The organism is Saccharothrix sp. NRRL B-16314, assembly GCF_000716595.1.
In the GTDB taxonomy this organism is placed as follows: Bacteria; Actinomycetota; Actinomycetes; order Mycobacteriales; family Pseudonocardiaceae; genus Actinosynnema.
Genome location: NZ_JNXC01000037.1, coordinates 13,369 through 36,870, shown reverse-complemented (window position 1 = coordinate 36,870; position 23,502 = coordinate 13,369). Strand labels below are relative to the sequence as shown.

Annotated in this window: 25 protein-coding genes and 1 tRNA gene; 18 read left to right on the top strand and 8 right to left on the bottom strand. The window is 71.1% G+C overall.

Going from position 1 to position 23,502, the window contains the following annotated elements; translation table 11 throughout:
- The first annotated feature begins 79 nt into the window (after positions 1-79).
- The 8 genes from OQ02_RS33900 to OQ02_RS33865 all read left to right on the top strand — a co-directional run bounded on the left by OQ02_RS33900 (position 80) and on the right by OQ02_RS33865 (position 7,857).
- Complete coding sequence (locus OQ02_RS33900; RefSeq protein ID WP_033442748.1) at positions 80-1,225, top strand: acyl-CoA dehydrogenase family protein; 1,146 nt, start codon at positions 80-82, stop codon at positions 1,223-1,225.
- A gap of 17 nt (positions 1,226-1,242) precedes the next feature.
- On the top strand, positions 1,243-2,445 hold the full coding sequence (locus tag OQ02_RS33895; protein WP_033442747.1) for an acetyl-CoA C-acetyltransferase: 1,203 nt from the start codon (positions 1,243-1,245) through the stop codon (positions 2,443-2,445).
- On the top strand, positions 2,446-3,207 hold the full coding sequence (locus OQ02_RS33890; RefSeq protein WP_033442746.1) for an SDR family NAD(P)-dependent oxidoreductase: 762 nt from the start codon (positions 2,446-2,448) through the stop codon (positions 3,205-3,207).
- Positions 3,208-3,288: 81 nt separating this feature from the next.
- Entirely contained in the window at positions 3,289-4,482 is a 1,194-nt protein-coding gene (locus OQ02_RS33885) for a hypothetical protein (protein WP_081916129.1), read from the top strand.
- Entirely contained in the window at positions 4,479-5,945 is a 1,467-nt protein-coding gene (locus tag OQ02_RS33880; protein WP_033442745.1) for a substrate-binding and vWA domain-containing protein, read from the top strand. Before OQ02_RS33885 ends, OQ02_RS33880 begins: the two co-directional genes overlap by 4 nt.
- Positions 5,932-6,690 (top strand): hypothetical protein, encoded by a 759-nt coding sequence (locus OQ02_RS33875; protein ID WP_033442744.1) that lies wholly within the window; start codon positions 5,932-5,934, stop codon positions 6,688-6,690. The genes OQ02_RS33880 and OQ02_RS33875 overlap by 14 nt, the downstream gene beginning before the upstream one ends.
- A 22-nt stretch (positions 6,691-6,712) precedes the next feature.
- Complete coding sequence (locus tag OQ02_RS33870) at positions 6,713-7,297, top strand: TetR/AcrR family transcriptional regulator (protein ID WP_033442743.1); 585 nt, start codon at positions 6,713-6,715, stop codon at positions 7,295-7,297.
- The gene (locus OQ02_RS33865; protein WP_033442742.1) at positions 7,294-7,857 is read left to right on the top strand and encodes a DinB family protein; all 564 of its coding nucleotides are present in this window, start codon (positions 7,294-7,296) and stop codon (positions 7,855-7,857) included. Before OQ02_RS33870 ends, OQ02_RS33865 begins: the two co-directional genes overlap by 4 nt.
- 210 nt (positions 7,858-8,067) lie before the next feature.
- On the opposite strand, the gene OQ02_RS33860 is transcribed toward OQ02_RS33865, so the two are convergent.
- Together OQ02_RS33860 and fabG are read right to left on the bottom strand one after the other, a co-directional pair.
- Complete coding sequence (locus OQ02_RS33860) at positions 8,068-8,520, bottom strand: MaoC family dehydratase (RefSeq protein WP_197043614.1); 453 nt, start codon at positions 8,518-8,520, stop codon at positions 8,068-8,070.
- A gap of 2 nt (positions 8,521-8,522) precedes the next feature.
- Entirely contained in the window at positions 8,523-9,284 is a 762-nt protein-coding gene (gene fabG, locus OQ02_RS33855) for a 3-oxoacyl-ACP reductase FabG (protein ID WP_033442740.1), read from the bottom strand.
- 105 nt (positions 9,285-9,389) lie between these two features.
- Here fabG and OQ02_RS33850 point away from each other — a divergent pair, with 105 nt between their 5' ends.
- Together OQ02_RS33850 and OQ02_RS33845 are read left to right on the top strand one after the other, a co-directional pair.
- On the top strand, positions 9,390-10,205 hold the full coding sequence (locus OQ02_RS33850; RefSeq protein ID WP_033442739.1) for an SDR family NAD(P)-dependent oxidoreductase: 816 nt from the start codon (positions 9,390-9,392) through the stop codon (positions 10,203-10,205).
- Between the two features lie 5 nt (positions 10,206-10,210).
- The gene (locus OQ02_RS33845) at positions 10,211-11,164 is read left to right on the top strand and encodes a quinone oxidoreductase family protein (protein WP_033442738.1); all 954 of its coding nucleotides are present in this window, start codon (positions 10,211-10,213) and stop codon (positions 11,162-11,164) included.
- Positions 11,165-11,344: 180 nt separating this feature from the next.
- On the opposite strand, the gene OQ02_RS33840 is transcribed toward OQ02_RS33845, so the two are convergent.
- Entirely contained in the window at positions 11,345-11,782 is a 438-nt protein-coding gene (locus OQ02_RS33840; RefSeq protein WP_033442737.1) for a DUF6319 family protein, read from the bottom strand.
- 80 nt (positions 11,783-11,862) lie between these two features.
- Here OQ02_RS33840 and OQ02_RS33835 point away from each other — a divergent pair, with 80 nt between their 5' ends.
- Positions 11,863-12,210 (top strand): DUF6401 family natural product biosynthesis protein, encoded by a 348-nt coding sequence (locus OQ02_RS33835; RefSeq protein ID WP_033442736.1) that lies wholly within the window; start codon positions 11,863-11,865, stop codon positions 12,208-12,210.
- Between the two features lie 425 nt (positions 12,211-12,635).
- Here the strand turns inward: OQ02_RS33835 and OQ02_RS33830 are convergent, their stop codons facing one another.
- The 5 genes from OQ02_RS33830 to OQ02_RS33810 all read right to left on the bottom strand — a co-directional run bounded on the left by OQ02_RS33830 (position 12,636) and on the right by OQ02_RS33810 (position 17,001).
- Positions 12,636-13,619, bottom strand: a complete 984-nt coding sequence (locus OQ02_RS33830; RefSeq protein ID WP_081916128.1) for a mechanosensitive ion channel family protein — start codon at positions 13,617-13,619, stop codon at positions 12,636-12,638.
- A gap of 131 nt (positions 13,620-13,750) precedes the next feature.
- On the bottom strand, positions 13,751-13,981 hold the full coding sequence (locus OQ02_RS33825; protein ID WP_033442735.1) for a hypothetical protein: 231 nt from the start codon (positions 13,979-13,981) through the stop codon (positions 13,751-13,753).
- Between the two features lie 19 nt (positions 13,982-14,000).
- Entirely contained in the window at positions 14,001-15,188 is a 1,188-nt protein-coding gene (locus OQ02_RS33820; protein ID WP_033442734.1) for a S8 family serine peptidase, read from the bottom strand.
- A 140-nt stretch (positions 15,189-15,328) separates the two neighbouring features.
- The gene (locus tag OQ02_RS33815; RefSeq protein WP_033442733.1) at positions 15,329-16,513 is read right to left on the bottom strand and encodes a cation:proton antiporter; all 1,185 of its coding nucleotides are present in this window, start codon (positions 16,511-16,513) and stop codon (positions 15,329-15,331) included.
- 5 nt (positions 16,514-16,518) lie between these two features.
- A complete protein-coding gene (locus OQ02_RS33810; protein WP_033442816.1) occupies positions 16,519-17,001 on the bottom strand; it encodes a cation:proton antiporter regulatory subunit in 483 nt (160 codons plus the stop codon).
- 21 nt (positions 17,002-17,022) lie between these two features.
- Between OQ02_RS33810 and OQ02_RS33805 the strand changes: the two genes are divergently transcribed.
- The 7 genes from OQ02_RS33805 (at position 17,023) to OQ02_RS33775 (ending at position 23,020) form a co-directional block, all read left to right on the top strand.
- A complete protein-coding gene (locus tag OQ02_RS33805; RefSeq protein WP_033442732.1) occupies positions 17,023-18,120 on the top strand; it encodes a DUF1015 family protein in 1,098 nt (365 codons plus the stop codon).
- An 88-nt stretch (positions 18,121-18,208) separates the two neighbouring features.
- Entirely contained in the window at positions 18,209-18,937 is a 729-nt protein-coding gene (gene cmk / locus OQ02_RS33800; RefSeq protein WP_033442731.1) for a (d)CMP kinase, read from the top strand.
- Positions 18,934-19,578, top strand: coding sequence for a lysophospholipid acyltransferase family protein (locus OQ02_RS33795; RefSeq protein WP_033442730.1), 645 nt, complete (start codon positions 18,934-18,936; stop codon positions 19,576-19,578). The genes cmk and OQ02_RS33795 overlap by 4 nt, the downstream gene beginning before the upstream one ends.
- The gene (der, locus tag OQ02_RS33790) at positions 19,575-20,981 is read left to right on the top strand and encodes a ribosome biogenesis GTPase Der (protein WP_033442729.1); all 1,407 of its coding nucleotides are present in this window, start codon (positions 19,575-19,577) and stop codon (positions 20,979-20,981) included. The genes OQ02_RS33795 and der overlap by 4 nt, the downstream gene beginning before the upstream one ends.
- A gap of 21 nt (positions 20,982-21,002) precedes the next feature.
- The gene (locus OQ02_RS33785) at positions 21,003-21,659 is read left to right on the top strand and encodes a response regulator (RefSeq protein WP_033442728.1); all 657 of its coding nucleotides are present in this window, start codon (positions 21,003-21,005) and stop codon (positions 21,657-21,659) included.
- The gene (locus tag OQ02_RS33780) at positions 21,653-22,771 is read left to right on the top strand and encodes a sensor histidine kinase (RefSeq protein WP_033442727.1); all 1,119 of its coding nucleotides are present in this window, start codon (positions 21,653-21,655) and stop codon (positions 22,769-22,771) included. Before OQ02_RS33785 ends, OQ02_RS33780 begins: the two co-directional genes overlap by 7 nt.
- Positions 22,772-22,946: 175 nt before the next feature.
- Positions 22,947-23,020 (top strand) — tRNA-Pro (locus OQ02_RS33775).
- Positions 23,021-23,502 lie beyond the last annotated feature (482 nt).

Genomic DNA, 23,502 nt, shown 5'->3' with positions numbered 1-23,502 from the left:
TTGACACGGGCCCGAACGATACCGCAGGCTAAGCGCACGCTTACGCCTAAGCAACCGCTTAGTATGGAGGATGCGAGAAGTGCGCCGCACGCTGTTCGAACCCGACCACGAAGCGTTCCGCGAGACCGCGCAGGAGTTCTGCGCCCGCACCCTCAAGCCGGACTACGAGAAGTTCGTCCAGCAGCGCCACATCGACCGGGAAGTGTGGCTGGAGGCGGGCAAGCAGGGCCTGCTCGGCCTGGAGGTCCCCGAGGAGTACGGCGGCAGCGGCGCGAACGACTACCGGTTCAACGCCGTGCTCGGCGAGGAGCTGTCCAAGGTCAGCGCCGGCATGGCCTCCTGCCTCGGCATCCACGGCGACGTCGTCGCCCCCTACCTGGTCGACCTGTGCACCGAGGAGCAGAAGCAGCGCTGGCTGCCCCGGTTCTGCGCGGGCGAGATGACGACCGGCATCGGCATGACCGAACCGTCCGGCGGCTCCGACCTCGCGGCGCTCAAGAGCAACGCGGTCAAGCGGGGCAAGGACTGGGTCCTCAACGGCTCCAAGACGTTCATCACCAACGGCTTCTCCGCCGACATGATCGTGGTCGCCGCCCGCACCAGCCCGGAGAAGAAGGCCAGGGGCATCACGCTGTTCGCCGTCGAGACCGGCATGAAGGGCTTCGAACGGGGCCGCAAGCTGGACAAGGTCGGCCAGCCCGAGTCCGACACCGCCGAGCTGTTCTTCGAGGACGTGCGCGTCCCGGACGAGAACGTCATCGGCGAGGTCGACCAGGGCTTCATCTACATGATGGAACGCCTGCCCCAGGAACGCCTCGGCGGCGCGATCTCGAACCTCGCCCACGCCAAGCAGATCCTGCTGGAGACGATCGGCTACGTGAAGGAGCGCAAGGCGTTCGGCCAGGCCATCGGCTCGTTCCAGCACAACAAGTTCACCCTCGCCGAGCTGGTCACCAAGATCGACGTGACGCAGGCGTTCCTGGACCAGTGCACCGACGCGCACACCCGGCGCGAGCTGACCGCCGTGGACGCGGCGAAGGCCAAGTGGTGGAGCGCGGACGTGCAGAACGACGTCATCGACGCCTGCGTGCAGCTGCACGGCGGCTACGGCTACATGACCGAGTACCGCGTGGCGCGTGCCTGGATGGACGCCCGGGTGACCCGGATCTGGGCCGGTTCGAACGAGATCATGAAGGAACTCATCGGCCGCGACCTCGGCCTCTAGACACCAGGAGCACCGCCATGCCCGAGGCCGTCATCGTCGCCGCCTCGCGTTCCCCGATCGGCCGCGCCCGCAAGGGCTCGCTGGTCGACCTGCGCCCGGACGACCTGGCCGCGCAGATCGTCGCCGCCGCACTGGACCAGGTCCCGGAGCTGGACCGCGAGGACATCACCGACCTGCACATGGGGTGCGCCGAGCCGCAGGACGAGCACGGCCAGAACGTGGCCCGCCGGGTCGCCGTCCAACTGGGGCTGGACGGCCTGCCCGGCACCACCGTCAACCGGTTCTGCGCCTCCTCGGTGCAGACCGCGCGGATGGCGTTCCACGCGATCAAGGCCGGCGAGGGACACGCGTTCATCAGCGCCGGCGTGGAGTGCGTCTCCCGCTACCGGCACGGCGACCCGCACCTCAACCCGCTGTTCGACGAGGCCCGCGCGCGCACCGAGCGCACCGCCCAGTCCAACGACCTGTGGCACGACCCGCGTGACGACGGTGAGCTGCCGGACTACTACATCTCGATGGGGCAGACCGCCGAGAACGTCGCCACCCTGCTCGGCATCAGCCGCCGCGACCAGGACGAGTTCGGCGTCCGCTCTCACAACCTGGCGGAGAAGGCCATCGCGGACGGCTTCTTCGAGCGCGAGATCACCCCGGTGACGCTCCCGGACGGCACGGTCGTCGCCGCCGACGACGGCCCGCGCAAGAACGTCACCTACGACGCCGTCTCGTCGCTCAACCCGTCGTTCCGTCCACAGGGGACGGTGACGCCCGGCAACTGCTGCCCGCTCAACGACGGCGCGGCGGCGGTGGTCGTCATGAGCGCCACCAGGGCGAAGGAACTCGGCCTGACCCCGTTGGCGCGCATCGTGTCCACCGGTGTGTCCGGCCTGTCGCCGGAGGTCATGGGCCTCGGCCCGGTCGACGCCACCAGGCAGGCGCTCGCGCACGCGAACCTGACCATCGACGACATCGACCTGGTCGAGATCAACGAGGCGTTCGCCGTGCAGGTGCTCGGCAGCCAGCGCGCGCTCGGCATCGACATGGACAAGCTGAACGTGCACGGCGGCGCGATCGCGCTCGGTCACCCGTTCGGCTCCACCGGCGCCCGCATCATGACCACCCTGATCAACGGGATGCGCGCCCGTGACGCGCAGTTCGGGCTTGAGACGATGTGCGTCGGCGGCGGTCAGGGCATGGCGATCATCCTGGAGAGGTTGAGCTGAATGGGAATCCTGGACAAGTTCCGGCTGGACGGGCAGGTCGCGATCGTCACCGGCGCGTCCTCGGGCCTGGGCGTGGCGTTCGCCAAGGGCCTGGCCGAGGCGGGCGCGGACGTCGTGCTCGCGGCCCGGCGGGTGGACCGGCTCAAGGACACCGCGAAGCTGGTGGAGGACGCCGGCCGGCGGGCGCTGATCGTGCGGGCCGACGTGGCGCAGCCGGACGACTGCCGTGAGGTCGCCCGCGCCGCCGCCGAGTTCGGTGACGTCCGCGTGCTGGTGAACAACGCGGGCGTGGCGTCGGCGGTGCCCGCGTCCCGGGAGACGCCCGAGCAGTTCCTCGGCGTCATGGACGTGAACCTCAACGGCGCGTACTGGATGGCGCAGGCGGCGGCGGCCGTGATGACCAACGGCGGGTCGATCGTCAACGTGTCCAGCGTGCTCGGCATCATCTCCGGTGGCCTGCCGCAGGCCGCGTACTCCGCGTCGAAGGCGGGCCTGCTCGGGCTGACCCGCGACCTGGCGCAGCAGTGGACGGGCCGCAAGGGCATCCGGGTCAACGCGCTCGCACCCGGCTACTTCGGCTCCGAGATGACCGACCAGTACCCCGACGGCTACCTGGAAGCGCACGTCTCGAGGCTCCCGATGGGCCGTGTGGGCGATCCGGAAGAGCTCGCGGCGGCAGTGGTGTTCCTCGCTTCGGCGGCAGGCGGCTACACCACCGGTGCGACGTTCGTGGTGGACGGCGGTGCGACGATCGGGGGCTGATCCCCGACTTGTGACCCACGGCGGCGGCGCGGCGATCTAGCCTGTAGGCAGGGGAGATCGCCGTCCGCACGGGGGAGTTCCGTGGTCGCGAAGAGCTCGACCGAAGAGCCCAGCTTCACCATCCTCGACCCGCCCAAGTCAGCGTTCCGCCGCAAGCGCTTCCTGCTGCCGTTCGGGATCTCGGCGGGCATCGCGCTGGCCGGTGCGATCGCGCTGTTCGCGTCCGGCACGGTGGCGCTGCCGTTCAAGCAGGTCACCGTGGTGAGCGCCATGATGGCCTCCAAGTCGGTGTACTTCCAGGACTCCGAGGTCCGCCGGATCCTGATGGCCAACGGCATCGACGTGCGGGTCTCCGACTCGGGCGGTTCCCGGGAGATCGCCCGCGACCGGCAGGAACGGGTCCGCGAGTTCGACTTCGTGATGCCGTCCGGGCAGGCGGCGGCCGAGCTGATCCGGGACAGGTTCGGCGGCCGGGTGTACTTCCCGTTCGCCAGCCCGCTCGTGCTGGGCGCGTTCAGGGAGTACGCCGAGGCGCTGGAAGCCGAAGGCGTGGCGAAGGGCCAGGAGGGCGGGCTCTACTACACGCTCGACATGGTCGAGTTCGTCAAGCTGTCCCTGCCCGAAGGCGGTGGCGCGGCGAAGACCTGGAACAAGCTGAAGCAGCCCGTCGACAACCGCAACCAGATCGTCGCGCAGTCGCCCAACCCGTGCGACTCCTACTCCGGCTCGGCGTGGCTCGGCCTGGTCGCGTTCGCCGCCAACGGCTCCGTCGCGCCGAACGAGCAGAACGCGCTGGAGGTGGCGCGGCGGGTCAAGCCGGTGTTCGAGATCGAGGGCCTGCACGGCTCCGGCATCGGCACCACGTTCTTCTACCCGGACGGACGCAGCAGCGCTCCGGTCGGCGTCATGTACGAGCACCAGTACATGGCGCACCAGTTCGACACGGTGGCGCGCACCGGCAAGCCCGACAGCGAACGGGTCCTGCTCTACCCCGACACGCACCACCGCACCGAGCCGTGGCTGATCGCGTTCAGCCCGGCGGGCGAACGGGTCGGCGACCTGATCCGCAACAACGCCGACCTGCGCCGACGTGCCCTGGAACTGGGGTTCCGGCTGGACAACCAGGACTCGACCGCGCTGCCGGACCTGCTGGCGGCCCGTGGTCTGCCGGAGCCGGCCCCGAGCCTCACCGAGGGGTTCCTGCCCAAGCCCCCGGACCTGGAGACGATGATCAGGGAGGTCGGCCGCTGCCCGGAGATCCGGGTGCCGATATGAGGCGGCCCGTGCTGCTCCTGGTGGCGGTGGCCGCTGTCCTGGCCGGTTGCACGTCCGTCAAACCCGAGCCGACCACGTTGACGGTGCTGGCCAGTTCCGAGTTGGCCGACCTCTCGTCGGTGCTCGCCGACCTGCGCCGGGACACGGGGGTCGAGTTGAAGCTCGACTACGAGGGCACGGTGCGGGCCAGCGAACAGGTCGCGGCGGGCGTCGACCACGACCTGGCGTGGCTGTCCACGAACCGGTACCTGAAGCTGAAGGACGTCGACCTGCCGCCGTCCGCCACGACGATGCTGTCGCCGCTGGTGCTGGGCGTGAAGGCGGGTCAAGCGGAGGCGTTGCGCGGTGCGTCGTGGGCGGACGTGGCCGGGCGCGCGGCGGCGGGCGGGTTGCGGTTCGGCATGGCCGACCCGCGCGTGTCCGGCAGCGGGATGGCGGCGTTGATCGGGGTGGCGACGGCCGCGGCGGGCACGGGTGCGGCGTTGCGGTCCGAGGACGTCACGTGCGACAAGCTCCAGGGCTTCCTCACCGGACGGGCGTTCGGCGCGGCCGGCGCGACGGAAGTCGTGGACGAGTACGTGAAGCGGCAGGACGAGGTGGACGCCGTGGTGACGTACGAGTCGGCGGTGTTGTCGCTGAACGCGTCCGGGCAGCTCCGCGAGCCGCTGGAAGTCGTGTACCCGCGGGACGGGATCGTGCTGTCGGACTACCCGTTGATGCTGCTCAAGCCGGACAAGCGGGCCGCCTACGACCGCGTGGTGCAGTGGCTGCGCTCGCCGACCGCCCAGCGGGCGATCATGGAACGCACGTCGCGCCGGCCGGTGGACCCGCAGGTCGAGCGCACGGAGGAGCTGCGCGAGCCGATCGGCACCGCGCTGTACTTCCCGGGCACGCAGGAAGTCGTGGACGCCCTGCTCGCCGCCTACGACCGCGCGGGCGACCCGCGCCGGGTGGTGTTCGTGCTCGACCACTCGACGTCGATGGCCGGTGAGCGGATCGCCGGTCTGCGGGAGGCGTTCGCGACGTTGAGCCGCGCCGGCGGGTTCGACCAGTTCAGGGTGGGGGAGACGGTCGTGCTCGTGCGGTTCGCGGGCACCGTGAAGGAGGAGCGCAGCGTCGTGGTCCGGGGTGCGGCGGACCTGGAAGCGCTCGCCGGGGCTCTGGCGTCGGCGGAACTCGCGACCGACGGCACCGCGATCTGGTCGGCGCTGGACCACGCGTACCGGATCGTCGGCGACGGCACGGTCGTGCTGATGACCGACGGCGAGAACAACGCCGGGATGAGCGCGGACGACTTCCTCGCCGCGTGGCCGAACCCGCCGGCGCGCACGTACGCGATCCGGTTCGGCGAGGCCGACCCGGTCGAGCTGGACAGGGTGGCGCGGGCGACCGGCGGACGGGTGGTCGACGCCGGTTCGGGATCGCTGCTGGAGGCGGTGAAGGAGATCCGTGGCTGTCGATAGAGGACTGTGGTGGTCGGTGTGGTGGCCGTGGGCGGTCGTGTGGATCATCACCGAGCTGGCGCTCGTCGTGGCCGTCGGGGTGGCGGTGGTGACCTGGCGCGCGGCACGCCGGTCCGACGCGCGGCCGACGCTGGGCGTGCCCGTCTACCTGGACGGGAAGGCCGTGCTGCACATCGTCGCGACCGGCCGGTTCGGCATCGAGCGGCTGCCGGCCGAGATCATCTCACGGGCCGTGCTCACCAAGGACGGCAAGATCTCGATCCCGTGGCTGGCCAACTCGGGCGCCGACGTCGCCAGCACCCGTGAGGAGATCAAGACCTACCAGAAGACCTACGAGCCGATCGACCTGATCGGCGAGCTGGTGGAAGGGCTGGAGCACCGGAACGACCTGCTGCACGTGGACCTGGACGAGCGCACGTTGTTGCGCAACGCGGCCCTGGAGCGGGCGGAGACGGGTCCGGCCACCCGTTCGATGAAGCTCCGGCGCATCCAGCGCTTCGTGTCCATGCAGGGCGTGTTCCGGGTGGTGCAGCAGCAGAACGGCATCACGGTGCTCCTGGCGCCCGTCGGCGACCCGGACGACCCTGAAGAGGGACCGCAGGTGCGGGTCGAGTGCAGCGACGACTGGCTGCTGCGCGATTCCGTGCCCGAAGGGACGTTCAACGCCCGGTGCGTCGGCAAGGTGCAGCGGTGGAAGGCCGAGACGGAAGAGCTGGTCGTGCTGCCGATCGCGATGTTCCAGTGAGCCGGCGTGCGATGCTTTCCCCATGGCATCGGTACCGGAACGGCTGATCGACGCCGCGACGCGGTTGTTCGCCGCCAAGGGCTTCGACCGGGTCGCGGTGCAGGAGATCGTGGACCTGGCAGGCGTCACCAAGGGCGCCATGTACCACTACTTCGGGTCCAAGGACGACCTGCTGCACGAGATCTACGGCAGCCTGCTGCGGATGCAGACGGAGCGGCTGGACGAGTTCGCGTCCGGTTCGGCGCCCGTCGCCGAGCGGCTGCACGCGGTGGCGGTCGACGTCGTGGTCACGTCGGTGGAGAACTTCGACCAGGCCCGGGTGTACTTCCGCTCGGCGGACCACCTGGCCGAGGACAAGGTGCGGGAGATGCGCGCGGAACGGCGCCGGTACCACGAGCGGTTCCGGTCCCTTGTGGAGGAAGGGCAGGCGTCGGGCGTGTTCCGCGCCGACGTGCCTGCGGACTTGACCGTGCACTACTTCTTCGGCACCGTCCACCACCTGGGCCAGTGGTACAGCGCCGACGGGCCGTTGTCGGCGAAGCAGGTGGGCCGCCACTTCGCCGACCTGTTCCTGGCTTCCCTGCGTCCGGTGGAGGGCACCTCGTGAAGGCCGACCTGCACCGCTACCTCCGCGCCGCGCGCGAGGCCCTGCTGTGGAAGCTCGACGGGCTGTCGGAGTACGACGTGCGCCGACCGCTGACGGCGTCGGGCACGAACCTGCTGGGCCTGGTCAAGCACCTGGCGGGCGTCGAGGTGGGCTACTTCGGCGCGACGTTCGACCGCCCGTTCGCCGAGCACCTGGCGTGGCTGGAGAGCGACGAGCCGAACGTCGACATGTGGGCCACGGCGGACGAGTCGCGCGCCGACGTCCTCGGCCTCTACGAGCGCGCGTGCGCCCACGCCGACCGGACGATCGACAAGCTGGACCTCGACTCGCCGGGCAAGGTCCCGTGGTGGCCCGACAGCGGTCGGGCGATCACCCTCCACTTCATCCTCATCCACATGATCGCGGAGACGAACCGGCACGCGGGGCACGCCGACATCGTCCGCGAACTGATCGACGGCACGGCCGGCCTGCGCCCGGACAACGACAACCTCGCGCCGGTGGACGCCGCCTGGTGGCCCGAGTACCGCGCCCGCCTGGAACGCGTCGCTCGCGAGGCCTGACGGCTGACTCTCACGGGCCTCGAACCGGTGTCCACCGTGCTTGTCCACAGGGGGCGCGGTTGTCCACAGTCCGCGCTTCCGCACCTGACATCGCCGGTCACCTGTAGCAAGATCAAAGCAGGGGTCCCCTTGACGAGGACCCCTGCGTAGCCGGCGCGGCGACCGGCCTGGCCACCGTTGTGGTGGCCGGTGCGGTGTGGCAGTGGCCGGTCAGGCCACCAGCAGGACGACGGTTTCCGCCACGCAAGCGGGCTTCGGGTTGTTCTCGATCTCGATCGTCACCCGCACCACCGCCTGCTTGCCCTGCGGCACGTCCGCGATCTCGGCCAGTTCGGCCCCCGCGCGCACCCGCGAGCCGACGACCACCGGGCTCGGGAACCGGACCTTGTTCAACCCGTAGTTCACGCCCATGGACAAGCCCTGCACCGTGTAGGTGTCCCGCACCAGCAGCGGGATCAGGGACAGGGTCAAGTACCCGTGCGCGACCGGCGCGCCGAACGGCCCGGCGGCGGCCTTCTCCAGGTCCACGTGGATCCACTGGTGGTCACCGGTGGCGTCCGCGAACAGGTTGATCTCCGCCTGCGTGATCTCGTGCCACTCGCCGTGACCGAGGTGCTCACCCTTGGCCGCCGCGAACTCCTCCAGGTCAGCGAATACCCGCATCATCAGTCCTTCGGTCCGCCGGCGACGTAGATGACCTGACCGGACACGAACCCGGCACCCTCACTGACCAGGAAAGACGCGGTGTGCGCGATGTCCTCGGGCGTGCCCACGCGCTGCACTGGGATCGCCGCCGCCGCGCCCTTCTTGAAGTCCTCGAAGTCGATGCCGACCCGGGCCGCCGTCGCCGCCGTCATGTCGGTCGCGATGAACCCCGGCGCGATCGCGTTGACCGTCACGTTGAACTTGCCCAGCTCGATCGCGAGCGTCTTGGTGAACCCCTGCAAGCCGGCCTTGGCGGCCGAGTAGTTCGCCTGACCCCGGTTGCCCAGCGCCGACGTGCTGGACAGGTTCACGATGCGGCCCCACTGCGCCGCCGTCTGGAACTTCTGCACCGCCCGGCTCATCAGGAACGTGCCGCGCAGGTGGACGTTGATCACCGCGTCCCAGTCGTCGTCGGTCATCTTGAACAGCAGGTTGTCCCGCAGGATGCCCGCGTTGTTGACCAGGACGGTCGGCGCGCCGAGCTCGTCCGCCACCCGCTGGACCGCCGCGTCGACCGCCGCGCTGTCGCTGACGTCCACACCCACCGCGATGGCCGTCCCGCCGGACGCCTTGATCTTCTCCACGGCCTCGGCGCAGCTGCCCTCGTCGAGGTCGAGCAGCGCGACGGCCATGCCGTCCTGTGCGAGCCGCGTGGCTACGGCGGCACCGATGCCACGTGCGGCACCGGTGACGATGGCCACCCGTGCGTCCGTCTGGGCCACGGTCAGTCCTCCTTGATCTGCGGGCCTAAGCAACCGCTTAGTAACCTACCGGCGACGCCGGCTTGACGCCAGGGCTCGTCAGGAGAACCATACCGACTGGTCGGAATGTCAGCCAGAGGAGGCGCGGTGGAGTTCTCGGGCAAGGTCGCACTGGTCACCGGGGCCGCGAACGGCATCGGCGCGGGGGTCGCGCGCCGACTCGCCGCCGCCGGTGCGTCCGTCGTCGTCGCCGATGTGGACGACGTCCAGGGCAAAGCCGTGGCCGACGAGGTGCAGGGCGTGTTCGTCCACTGCGACGTCAGCGACCCCCGGCAGAGCGAAGCGGCGGTGGCGACGGCCGTCGAGCGGTTCGGCGCGCTGGACATCGCGGTGCTGAACGCGGGCATCGGCACCGGGTTCGGCCTCGGCGACGACTTCGACGCCGAGCGGTACCGCAAGGTCATGGGCATCAACCTCGACGGCGTCGTGTACGGCGTGCACGCGGCGCTGGCGGCGCTGAAGGCGCGCGGCGGCGGGCGCATCGTGGCCACCGCCAGCATGGCCGGCCTGATGGCGATGCCCATGGACCCCCTGTACGGCGCGAACAAGGCCGCCGTCGTCGGTCTCGTCCGCGGCCTCGGACCGGTGCTCGCCGCCGAAGGCGTCACCGTCAACGCCGTGTGCCCGTCCTTCGCCGACACCGCGATCATCACCGGCTTCAAGGCCACCCTGGAATCCGCCGGGATGCCGGTGATGAGCGTGGACGACGTAGTGGACGCTTTCGTCGCCGTGTTGCGGGACGGCAAGGCCGGTGAATGCTGGTTCGTGCAGGCCGGACGTCCCAGCGCGCCGTTCACCTTCCCCAACCCGCCCGGCCCGCGCACCGCCACCGGCGAGCGCGTCACCCTCGGCCGCGACCCCCTGATCGACAAGGAGAACTGACAACTGTGCGCGCCATCCAGATCACCGAGTTCGGCGGACCGGAAGTCCTCCACCAGGTCGACCTCCCCGAACCCGTCGCCGGTCCCGGCGAACTGCTCGTCGACGTCAGCCGCGCCGGCCTCAACTACGCGGACACCCACCAGGCCGAGAACTCCTACCTGTCGAAGATGGAGCTCCCGCTGGTGCCCGGCGGCGAGGTCGTCGGCACGGCGGGCGGGCGGCGCGTGGTCGGCCTGACCAACTTCGGCGGCTACGCGGAGAAGGCCGTGGTGCCCGAGGCGACCGCGTTCGACGTGCCGGAAGGCGTGGACGACCTCACCGCGTTGAGCATGGTCGTGCAGGGCGCGACGGCGTGGCTGCTGCTCCGCAAGAGCGTCCACCTGGAGGCGGGGGAGAGCGTCGTCGTGCACGCCGCCGCGGGCGGGGTCGGGTCGGTGGCCGTGCAGCTGGCGAAGAAGTGGGGCGCGGGACGGGTCATCGCCACCGCGAGCACCGAGGACAAGCGCAAGCTGGCGCTGGACCTGGGCGCGGACGTCGCGGTCGACTCCACCGCGGAGAACATGACGGACGTGCTGCGCGAGGCCAACGGCGGTCGGCGGGTCGACGTCGTGCTGGACATGACCGGCGGCGCCGTCACCGACCAGAGCATCGCCGCGCTGGCGCCGTTCGGGCGGCTCGCGTTCTACGGCATGGCCAGTCGGGAACAGCCGACCCCGGTCGAGCCCGGCCGGCTGCTGGTGCACTCGACGGCCGTCGTCGGCATGTGGCTGCCGCACGCGTTCAGGTTGCCGGGGCGCGTCGTGCACCGGGCCATGGGCGAGCTGTTCGACCTGGTCCGGGCCGGTGAGCTGCGGGCCGTGCCGGGTGGCGAGTACGGGCTGTCGGAGGTGCGCCAGGCGCACGAGGACCTGCGGGCCCGCCGCACGACCGGCAAGCTGGTCCTGGACCCGTCCCGCTGAGAATCCTGCGCTGAGAATTCGCGCTGAAAAACCTGCGCTGACAAACCCTGCGCCGAGATTCGGCGCTGAGAATTCGCGCTGAGCACTGCTGGAACCGCTGAGCACTGCTGAACACCGCTGCCACGGCTGACATCGCGGACCGGGGGCCACCCGTGATCGGCCGGCCCCCGGTCCGGATGATCAGTCGCTCAGCTCGGCCAGCGCGGCCTTGACCTTCGCGAGCTCGGCCTCCAGCTCCTCCATCCGCGTGCGGTGCTGGGTGCGGGCCGCCTCGATGACCTCGTCGATACCGCCGGCGATGTCGTCGTGCAACTCCTTGGCCGCCCGCGACACGGCCGCGGCCGAGATCGAGAGGCCCTGCACGACCCGCTTGGTGCCGTGCACCAGGTCGGCCTGCCACTCGCCGTCGGCGGTCCCGGTGACGGTCAGCGTGAGCTCGACCGTGCGGGTCTTCTTGGCCGTCGACTTGGCCCGCTTCACGGGCTTGGCCTCGGGCTCTTCCTGCGGCACGGGTGCGACCTCCTGCTGCACGGGTGCGGCGGGCGCCTCGGCGTCCACCGTCTCTTCCTGCTCCACGGGCGTGTCCGCCTGCACGTTCTCGTTTTCCTCTCTGCGCATCCGGCTCGACCCCCGCGTGATCATAGAACACGTGTTCGATGGTGGGTCGATTGCCTCGCACAGCGTAGGGTGTCGGGCTTGTGAGCGGTTGGTGGGACTTCCCCGCTCGCCGGTTCTTGGACCGGTTGAGCGACGAACTCGGAATTGCGGCGGTGCTGGCCTCTGGCGTGTTGGCGCCCGGAGTGCTGGCCGCGGTCGACCAGCACGGTGCGGCGGTGCGCGACATCCTCGCGTTCGGCGTGCCCGCGGCGGCGGTGGCGGGGGCGGTGCTGCTCGCCGGGTACGCCAAGGGCGTGCTCGACGAGGCGGCGGCGCAGGGCTGGCAGGTGCCGGCGATCGTGGACTGGGCGAACGCGGACTGGACGACGCTGAGACTCGCCGCCGTCTGCCACCTGTCGCGCAGCGACCAGCCCGCGCTCGAAGGCTGACGACCGGCCGGCCACCCGCCCCACGGTTGTCCACGCCTGGCCGGTCCACCCCCGCGGTGTCACGCCTGGCCGGTCCATTCCTGCGGTGTCACGCCTGGCCGGTGTCCGCGCCTCGCCGGTGTCCACCACTCGGTCCACCACTCGCGGTGTCCACGCCTCGCGGTGTCCGTGCTCGGCCGGTGTCCGCGCCTCGCGGTGTCCGTGCCAGGTCGTGTCCACCCCCTCGCGGTGTCCGCTGCCTTGCGGTGTCCACCCCTTGCCGTGTCAACGCCTCGCCGGTTGTCCACAGCCCCGCCGGTTGTCCACATCGGCGTCCGCGCGACCCCCGGCTTGTCGGCCCCTTCGGGAAGAATAAAAGCAGGGGTCCCCTTGGCGAGGACCCCTGCGAGAGCGTTCCGGTTAACGCGTGCCGTGACCGGGCGCGGTCAGCGCTGTTCGCCCGGCGGGTACTGGCCGGGGTGCGGCTGCACCGGTCGGCCCTGCATCGGCTGGTTCGGGGGCATCGGCTGACCCTGCATCGGCTGGCCCGGCGGCATGGTCTGGCCCGGCTGCATCGGCTGGCCGCTCATCGGCTGGCCGCCGGGAGCCGCCGGCATCGACGCCGCGTGCGCCGGCGTCTCGGTCATCCGGGTCGTCCGCTCGGCCGGCGAGACACCCGTCGCCGTCCGCTGCACGTCCTCACGGCCGCGCTTGTACGCCTCCGCCTGAGCCTTGGCCTGCGGCGCCTCCGCCTCGGCCTTCGTCAGCCAGCCTTCCCAGCGCTGCTGCATCGGCTTGATCAGGCCACCGCCGACACCGATGACCGCGATACCGCCGATCGTCGCCAGGATGGTGATCAGGATCGGCGTGGTCACCGTGGTGGCGACACCGATCTGGTTCAGGGCCGCGATCACGCCGAGCGCGATGATGAACCACGAGGCGATCTTGCCGAGCGTCGGACCGTAGGACAGCCCGCCGAGCGCCCGCGAGATGATGTCGCCCACGGCCCGCGCGACGGCGGCGGCGACCACGATGATGACGATCGCGACGATCGCCCGCGGCAGCCAGGCCACGATCTGGTTCAGCAGGTCGCTGACCGGGTTCGACCCGAAGACGCCGAACGCCACCTGGAGCGCGATCAGCAGCACGGCGTAGTACACGATCTGGGCGACCAGGCCCGACGCGTCGAACTTCGAGCGCGCCAACGCGTCGCCGATCCCACCGCGCTGCACCGCGCGGTCGAAGTGAAGCCGCTCCAACACCTTGTTCACCGCCGAGCGCAGCACCCGGGCGATGATCCACCCGATGAGCAGCACGACGAGGAACCCGACGAGTTTCGGCAGGAAGGTCACCACGTTGCGCAGGGCGTCACCGGCTGCGTCACCGATGCCTTGAGCCTGCACCGTCTGCGCGGCGAGCAGGGCTTTCATCGTCTTCGACCTCCTCGGACGACCCGTTCGTCTCTGGAACCGGTTACCCGAAGTGGTCGGATCAAACCCCGCATCCCCCGAGCGGGTGGTGTAAGCCGGGTAAAATGCGCACCGTCACCGGCGGGGCCCGGTCACGCCTCCGGGATCGGAGGCAGCCGCACGTCGTCGCGGTCCACCTCCACGCGCGAGACGCCGGGCACGGCCCCGAGCAGGGCTCCCACATCGGGGGCGACCGACCCGGTGACCACACCCAGCGTCTCCAGCACGTCCTCCACCACCATCCCGGCGTCGCGCAACGCGGACACCACGGTGGGCAGGTCGTCCAGGCTGTCGTCGGCGACCGAGACCACGACCTTGTCCACGGGCGCCTCCGTCAGGGCGTCAGGGGGTTTGCACCAATCCTGCACCCACATCCGTGGAAGGCAAGCCCAGACGACGAGCGGATTGCGACAACCTGGCCCACAGCTCCCACCCGCGCGAGCCGTACTTCTCCGCGATGAGCGCCGCCACGCCCGCGACGTGCGGCGTCGCCATGCTCGTGCCCGAGATGCGCTTGCGCATGCCGAGGCCGCCGTCCTCCTTGTTCCAGCTGGAGTAGACGTCCACGCCCGGACCGACGAGGTCGACCTGGCCGATGGTGTCCACCGTCCCGCAGGAGAACGGAGCGATCGCGCGCTGCACGTCGATCGCGCCGACGGAGAGGATCGACGGGCAGTTCGCCGGGTGGCCGACCGGGTTGACCCGCCCCGGCCGCCTGCTCTCGTTGCCGGCCGCCGCGATGATCAGCGTGCCCTTGCTCAACGCCCGCGTGGCGGCCTGCTCGAAGATCTGCGAGTGCGGCGTGCCCGGCCGGACGGCCGCGCCGAGCGACATCGAGATGACCGCGCAGCCGTTCGCGATGGCCCACTCGATGCCGGCGAGGATGCCGCTGTCCGAGCCGGAGCCCGCGTTCGACAGCACCTTCCCCGCGTAGATCTCGGCCTCGAACGCGACCCCGTAGCCAGGGCCGCCGCCGGCGGGCTGACGCGGACCGGTGGCGCTGCCGATGCAGTGCGTGCCGTGTCCGTGCGCGTCGTCCACCGTCTCACCCGTGATGAACGATTGCGTGACCGCGGTGCGGCCCGCGAAGTCCGGGTGCGCGACCGTGAAACCGGTGTCCAGCACGGCGACCCGGATGCCCTTGCCGGTGACCGTGCTGAGGTTCGCGCCCACGGCCTGCAGGCCCCAGGTGAACACGGACTCGTCCACGGGAGGCGCCGCGGCCTCGTCGGTGACGGTGTAGGCGTGCACGACCCGTTCGGCCTCGACCACGGAGATCGGACCGGGCGCCGCGGCGGCCTCGGTCAGCCTGGCGACCTGGTCCGGCGTCGCGTCGACGACGGCGATGCCCAAGTCCTGGAAGATCACGCCGTCCGCTGCGGCGAGTTCTTCCCTGGTCGCGGAATCCGCGCTGCCGGCGGTGCTGATGCCGGCGACGCGGCTCATCTCCCGCGCACCGGCCGCGACCGATTTGTCCTCGAGGAGCACCAGATAACGGCCAGTGGTCTCGGCGCCCGTTGGTTGTGACATGACGACCCCCTTCGGGGTGGGAATGCAGTCAGGTTTAACCCCGGATCACGCTTGTACTCAATCGGCCGTAAGAGTTGGCCCCTGGCGCAAACGTGGTTCGTATGCCCTAGTGGAGGCACCGGACCGGCAGGAGATACAGGTCACCCCACCGCGGTGCTCGTCCCGGCCTTCCGGGTGAACTTCCGCGCCAACGGCTCCACCACGCGGGCGGCGACCGGACCCACCACGGCCATGAGGAGCACGTACGCCGTCGCCAGCGCCGCCAACTCGCCGTCCACCGCGCCGGACGCCACCGTGAGCGACGCGATCACGATCGAGAACTCGCCGCGCGCCACCAGCGCCGCGCCCGCCCGCGCCCGGCCCATCCGGCCGATGCCCTGCCGTCGCGCCGCCCACCACCCGGTGGCGACCTTCGTCAACGTCGTCACCACGGCCAGCGCGACCGCCCAGCCCAGCACCGGCGGGATCGAAGCCGGGTCCGTGTTCAACCCGAACACCACGAAGAACATCGCCGCGAACAGGTCGCGCAACGGCTCCAGCATCCGGGTGGCGTTCTCCGCCGTCGACCCCGAGATCGCGATGCCCAGCAGGAACGCGCCCACGGCCGCGGACACCTGCAACTCCGACGCCACGCCCGCGACCAGCAGCGCCGCGCCCAGCACCTTGAGCAGGAACACCTCGGGCTCGGGGCTGTCCACCAAAGCCGACACGTACCGGCCGAACTTCAGCGCGATGACCAGGACGATGGTGATCGCGACCAACGAGACGCCCACCGCGGTCAGCCCGCCGACGAAGCTCACGCCCGCCAGCACCGCGGTCAGGATCGGCAGATACACCGCCATCGCCAGGTCCTCGAACACCAGCACCGACAGCACCACCGGCGTCTCCCGGTTGCCCAGCCGGCCCAGGTCGCCGAGCACCTTCGCGATGATCCCGGACGACGAGATGTAGGTGACGCCGCCCATCGCCAGCGCGCCGACCGGTCCCCAGCCCAGGACCAGCGCGGCGATCACGCCCGGCGTCGCGTTCAGCACGATGTCCACGACGCCGGCCGTCCACGACCGCTTCAGCCCCGTCATCAGCTCGGCGGCCGAGTACTCCAGGCCGAGCAGGAGCAGCAGCAGGATCACGCCGATCTCGCTGGAGATGTGCGAGAACTCCTCGATGCCGTGCAGCGGCACCAGGCCGCCCTGCCCGAAGGCCAGGCCGCCGATCAGGTAGAGCGGGATCGGGGAGATGCCGATCCGCCACGCCATCTTGCCGAGCAGGCCCAGCCCGAAGAAGACCGCACCCAGTTGGATCAGTGCGATTGCGGTGTTGTGCAAGGTGTTCAGCCACCACCCAGCAACTCGGCGGCGGCTGTCAGGCCGTCCGACGTGCCGACCACGACGACGAGGTCACCGCCCGCGAACACGAAGTCCGGGCGAGGCGACGGGTGCACCGAACCGGCGCGCACGACGGCGACGATGGACGCGCCGGTGCGGGTGCGCAGCTCCGTCTCGGACAGCGGGCTGCCGTCGAACCGGGAGCCGGGGATGATCGGGAACTGCTTGGTGGAGATGCCCGCGACCTCGCGGTGCTGCTCCTCCAGGTGCGCCACCAGCTGCGGTGAACCGAGCAGACCGGCCAGGGTGCTCGCCTCCGACGGCGTCAACGCGATCGAGGCCGCGCAGCCGTCAGGGTCGTCCTCGTGCGACACGATCAGCTCGAACTTGCCGTCACGGTGCGTGATCACCCCGATCCGACGGCCCGCGCGGATCACGAAGTCCTGGCGGGTGCCGATCCCCGGTAGCGGCGTCACCTCGACGTTCACCCGTCCGATCATAATCTGCGGATGACACGTGTTCGGTCGATCAGCCGGGGATGGGTGGTGCGGGACCGGGTGCCCGGACCGGACGTGGACGAGTTCGCCGAGCCGGAGCGGATCGTCGCCGCACTGGCCCGCGCCCGGCCCGGCACGCTCCTCGCCGTGCAGCACCCGCACCGCACGCCCGCCGCGCTGGCCGCCGGGTCGAGCCTGCTCGACGCCCTGCCCCAGGCCCGCGCCGAACTCGCCCACCTGCGTCGCAGCGCCTACCGCGAGGTGCGGGACGTGGTCGCGCCCTACCGGGTGGACGGCCCGGACGGCACCGCGTACGGGCTGCTGTGCATGGTCGACCCGGCGGCGGTCGGGCACACCGAGGACGTCTACCCGGACGTCGTCGCCGAGCGCACCCGGGTGCTGTCCGGCCTCGGCTGCCTGACGAGCGCGGCGATGCTCGTGCCGGTGGGCCGTGAAGTCCGGCTGACGGAGCTCGTGGCGCAGGTGGACGACGAGCCCGCCGTGTCCGTGGTCGACCCCGGCGGGCGGCGGCACTGGCTGTGGCTGGTCGGACCGGGCGAACGCCAGGACGCCCTGCTCGCCGCCGCCGGGGAGCACCCGCTGATGGTGGCCGACGGCAACCACCGGGTGGCCGCGACGGCCGGGCTGTCCGGCCTGCTGGCGCTGGTCACCGCCGGTCCCGACCTCCGGATCGGGCCGATCCACCGGGCGTTGGCGGGCACCGGGCTGACGTTGGCCGACCTCACCGCCGCGTGGCGCTCGGCCGGGCTGAGGGTGACGCAGGTCGACGCCACGACCCGCCCGTCGCCGGGGGTGGTGGTCGCGGTGGCCGGTTCGAGCGCCGTGCGGGTCGAGCTGCCGCCGGGCGCCGACCACGCGTTCGTGGAGACCGTGCTGCTGGACAAGGCGCTCGGGCTCGACCCGGAGAGCCCGCACGTGCGCCCGGTGACCGGCGGCGCGCCCGTCGACGCGGACGCCCTGCTGCTGATCGCGCCCGTGCCGCTCGCGGACGTGCTGGCGGTGCACGCGGCGGGCGGCCGGATGCCCCGCAAGAGCACCTACTTCACGCCCAAGCCGCGCAGCGGGCTGCTGCTCGCCGATCTCGACTGACGGTCGGGCCACCTGATGCGGGTGTGACGGGCCGCACCAGGCACAATTGGAGGTTGACGACCGTCGTCGCATTGAGGAGGACCAACCCGTGGGACACGGTGAGCTGCGTGGCGTGGTGGCCCTGGACGGGCCGTCCGGCACCGGCAAGTCCTCAGCGGCGCGACGGCTCGCGGCCGGTCTGGGCGCCCGTTACCTGGACACGGGCGCGATGTACCGGGCGGTGACGCTGGCCGTGCTGCGCGCCGGCGTCGACCTCGCGGACCCGGCGGCCGTGGCCGCGGTGGCGCGGGACGCGGTGCTCGTCCAGGGCACCGACCCCGACCGGTCGACCACTTCCCTGGACGGCGAGGACGTCGGCGCGGAGATCCGCGGCCCCGAGGTGACGCTCGCCGTGTCACCGGTCTCCGCCGTGCCCGCGGTGCGCGCGCAGCTCGTCGCCGAGCAGCGCCGGATCATCGCGGAGGCGCTGGCGGAGGTGGGCGGCATCGTGGTGGAAGGCCGTGACATCGGCACCGCCGTCGTGCCCGACGCGCCCCTCAAGGTGTACCTGACGGCCGACGCCGAGGCTCGCGCCCAGCGCCGTGCCAAGCAGGACAGTGCGTCCGGGCGCCAGTCGACGCTGGACGCGACGCTCGCCGACGTGCAGCGGCGCGACACCTACGACTCGACGCGCGCGGTGTCGCCGCTGCGCGCGGCGGACGACGCGGTGGTGCTGGACACGACGTCGCTCGACCTCGCCGGCACGCTGGCGGCGTTGATGGGACTGGTGGGCGACCACGGGCTGCTGGCCCAGCCGAGCGGACGGGTGCGCGGGTGACCGACCAGCTCCCCGGCGGTGCCTCCGCCCGGCTGCACGACATCGGGCGGTGGATCGCGCGCGGACCTGCCCGGACACCGTTCCGGGTGCGGTCGCACCACGTGTCGCGGATGCCGGCGGAAGGCCCCGTGGTCGTCGTGGCGAACCACAGCTCGATGGCGGACGGGCCGATATTGTTCGGCGTCCTGCCCCGACGTGTGGTGTTCTTGATCAAGCAGGAGATGTTCAAGGGCGTGGTGGGCACGCTGCTGCGCAAGATCGGCCAGCTGGCCGTGCGGCGCGGCGAGCCCGACCGGGCGCCGTTGCTCGCGGCGCAGAAGGTGCTGCGGGCCGGTGGCGTGGTGGGCGTGTTCCCCGAGGGCACCCGCGGCGCGGGCGACGTGGCCGAGGCCCAGCGCGGCGCGGCGTGGCTCGCCCGCTCGACCGGCGCGGTCGTCGTGCCCGTCGCGTGCCGGGGCACCCGGCGCCCGGACGGCACCGGACGGCGGTTCCGGCCCGTGGTGGACGTGCTCGTGGGCGAGCCTTTCGAGCTGCCGACCGACAAAGGTCGTCAGGCGCTCGTGAAGGCCACCGAGCAGGTCCGCGACCGCTTGGCCACTCTTGTGGCCGAGCTAGACAGTCAGCGAGGAGAAGTTAGATGACGGACTTGGACGGCACCTGGGCGGACGAGTCCGACTGGACCGCGTTCGACGAGGAGGTCGAGGGCGAGGAGGGCGGCGCGCCCCCGATGCCCGTGCTGGCCGTGGTCGGCCGGCCGAACGTGGGCAAGTCGACCCTGGTCAACCGCATCATCGGCCGCCGTGAAGCGGTCGTGCAGGACGTGCCGGGCGTCACCCGTGACCGGGTGGCGTACGACGCGCTGTGGAACGGCCGCAAGTTCACCGTGGTCGACACCGGCGGCTGGGAACCCGACGCAGTCGGCATGATGGCCGCCGTCGCCGCGCAGGCCGAACTGGCCATGGCCACCGCCGACGCGATCCTGTTCGTCGTGGACGCGACCGTCGGCGCGACGACCAACGACGAAGCCGCCGTGAAGCTGCTGCGCCGGTCCAAGCGGCCCGTGCTGCTGGTGGCGAACAAGGTGGACGACGAGCGGCTGGTCGCCGAGGTCGCATCGCTGTGGTCGCTCGGCCTCGGCGAGCCGATCCCGGTGTCCGGCCTGCACGGGCGCGGATCGGGCGACATGCTCGACGCGATCCTGAAGGCGCTGCCGGAGACGCCGCGCGAGACGTTCGAAGCGGTGCGCGGCGGCCCGCGCCGGGTGGCCCTGGTCGGCCGGCCGAACGTCGGCAAGTCGTCCCTGCTGAACCGGCTGACCGGCGAGAACCGGTCCGTCGTGCACGAGGTCGCCGGCACCACCGTCGACCCGGTCGACTCGCTGGTGGAGCTGGACGACGAGATGTGGCGCTTCGTCGACACCGCCGGTCTCCGCAAACGGGTGAACTTCGCGTCCGGCGCCGAGTACTACGCGTCGCTGCGCACCAAGGCCGCGATCGAGTCCGCCGAGGTGGCCATCGTGCTGCTGGACGCGGCCGAACCGATCAGCGAGCAGGACCTGCGGGTGCTGACGATGGTCGTGGAATCCGGTCGGGCGTGCGTGCTGGCGTTCAACAAGTGGGACCTCGTGGACGAGGACCGGCGGCACGACATGGTGCGTGAGCTGGAACGAGGGCTGGTCCGGGTGCCGTGGGCCGAGAAGGTCAACATCTCGGCGCTGACGGGACGCGCGGTGCGCAAGCTCGCGCCCGCGCTGCGGACGGCGCTGAAGTCCTGGGACACCCGCATCCCCACCGGCCAGCTGAACTCGTGGCTGACCGACCTGATCGCCGCCACCCCGCCGCCGGTGCGCAGCGGCAAGCAGCCCAAGGTGCTGTTCGCCACCCAGGCAGGCACCCGGCCGCCGACGTTCGTGCTGTTCACGACCGGTTTCCTGGAGGCGGGGTACCGGCGGTTCATCGAGCGGAGGCTGCGCGAGGACTTCGGGTTCGCGGGCAGCCCGGTGCGGATCTCGGTGCGGGTGCGGGAGAAGCGCCTCAAGAAGTGATCGGTTGCTCCGGCAGGCGGAATGCGGTTGCCTGGCGTCGTGCCGGTGCGATTGGTCCTCGCTGACGACGAAGCGCTCCTCCGCCGAGGGCTGAAGGTGCTGCTGGAAGCCGACGGACGGGTGGAGGTCGTGGCCGAGGCCGCGGACGGCGCCGGGCTGCTGGACGTCGTGCGGCGGTTCCGGCCGGACGTGGCGCTGGTGGACGTCCAGATGCCGGGGATGGACGGCCTCACCGCGTTGAAGGCGATGCTGGCCTGGCCCGACCCGCCCGCGTTGGCGGTGCTGACAACGTTCGACCTCGACGACTACGTGGCGACCGCGTTGGAACTCGGCGCCCAGGGTTTCCTGCTGAAGGACGCCGAGCCGGAAGCCCTGGTCAGGGCGGTGCTCGACCTGGCGGCCGGCGGGGCGGTGCTGGATCCCCGGATCGCCGCCCGGCTGCTGCCGAAGCTGCGCGCGACGCGGCTGCGGGAGAACCGCCAGCTCGACGGCCTGAGCGCGCGTGAACGCCAGGTGCTCGGCCTGCTGGCGAGCGGGCAGCCGAACAGCGCCATCGCCGCGTCGCTGGGGCTGAGCGAGGCGACGGTGAAGAGCTACGTGTCCACCGTGCTGACGAAACTCGGCGTGGAGAACCGCGTGCAAGCGGCCCTAGTGGCGCACCAGGTGGGCCCGTGGTGATCCTCCTGGAGGCCCTGGCCGTCCTGGTGCCCGCCGCGATGGTGCTGATGGCCGACCACGTGCCGTACGCGTGGTCGATCCCGACGGCGCTGGCGGCGTGCCTGTTGCTGCCGGTGCGCCGTTGGCGGCCGTGGCCGGCGGCACTGGCGTGCCTGCCGGGCCTGATCGGAGGACTCGGCTGGCCGCCCACCGTCGTGGCCATGTACCGGGTGGGTCGGAAGTCGTCGGTGCGGATGATGATCACCTTGGTGGCGCTGGCGACCATCCTCCCGTCCGCCCTGGTGGTGGTGACCCAACGCCTGGCCCTGGGTTCCGCGCTCCTGACCGTCGCGTTCAGCCTCTTCATGTCGGGCGCGCCCACGGCGTTGGGAGCCCTGATCACGACCAGGCGCAAACTGACCGCGAGCCTCGCCGAAGCGTCCCGCGCCCGCACCGCCGAGTTGGAGGCGCGTGAGGTCGGGGCGCGGGCGTCCGAACGTGCCCGGATCGCGCGGGAGATCCACGACGCGGTGGGGCACCACGCGACCCTCATCGCGGTGGAGTCGGCGGCGTTGGCGGCCACCACGGACGACGACGGCACTCGGGAGACGGCGCTGCGCCTCCGTGCGCTGGCGAAGGAAGCGCTGTCCGAGATGCGCGCTGCCCTGGGGTTGCTGAACACCGAGCCGACACCGGGCTACGAAGGCCTCCCGTCACTGATCGAACGGGCGACCTCGGCCGGCCTGGCCGTGCACTACGAGGACAAAATCACCCCACCCCCACCGTCCGCAACGGGCCGAGCGGTGTACCGGATCGTGCAGGAAGCACTGACCAACGTGACGAAACACGCGCCCGGCGCCACAGTCCAAGTGCGACTGTCGAAACAGGACGGACAGCTGCACGTGTCGGTGATCAACGGCCCACCCACGACCCCCGTGCCGGTGGCGGATCGAGGAGGACACGGCCTGCATGGCCTGCGGGAACGCGTGACGTCCGTCGGGGGCAGCCTGACCACGACGGCGCGGGCCGACGGCAGCTTCGCCGTGCACGCGAAGCTACCGGTGGGTCCGTCGAAAGTTGACGCAGATGACTCGACTTTCGGCGGTAGTGCACGAAACTCGGCGAACGCATAGTGGGTACGGCGTCGACCCGGGGGAGCGGTGAGACCGAGGGGAGCGCAGGGGCCCGCGCATGCGGGCCTCTGCCATTTCCCCAGGTAGATCCCCTGATCGACGAGGCCGGGGGGTCGCGTCGGGCCCCGTTGAAGAGTGCGCTAAGCTAACCGCGCACACCGCAACGGGGTGCGGCCGGGACGTGGCGCAGCTTGGTAGCGCACTTGACTGGGGGTCAAGGGGTCGCAGGTTCAAATCCTGTCGTCCCGACGGTCAGAGGAAGCCCGCTCGATCTGGATGAAATCCCAGGTCAGCGGGCTTTTTCGTGCATTGGAATCGATCTTCATTCGGTCACGGAACGGTAACTTTGCGATCTTGGTGAACGGTGTTTAGGAGCGAAATAAGGAGCGGGTCGCTCCAGATCTTTGACCAACGCCAAATGGGGTCGTCCCGAACGGGTGAATCCGGCCAACCGACGCCAAACGCCACCCGTTGGGGTGAACCGCTTCCACTGTGCGCCGAGCGTCCCAAACGCGCTCTGACCTGCCGATACGGCCGCCTGGTGGACCTGAACCGACGCGATCGGACGCAGACTGCGGATCACGCGTACCCGGCGGTCGCCGCAGTGGCGGCGGCACGGCGCTGCAGTGGCGCACTACGGCACATCGACCCGTTCGGCTGCCACGTCGACGCACCCCGGTGGCGCCCGTGGACGACGTCCACGCCACCGCCGGATGGGCAAGGGGTACGGC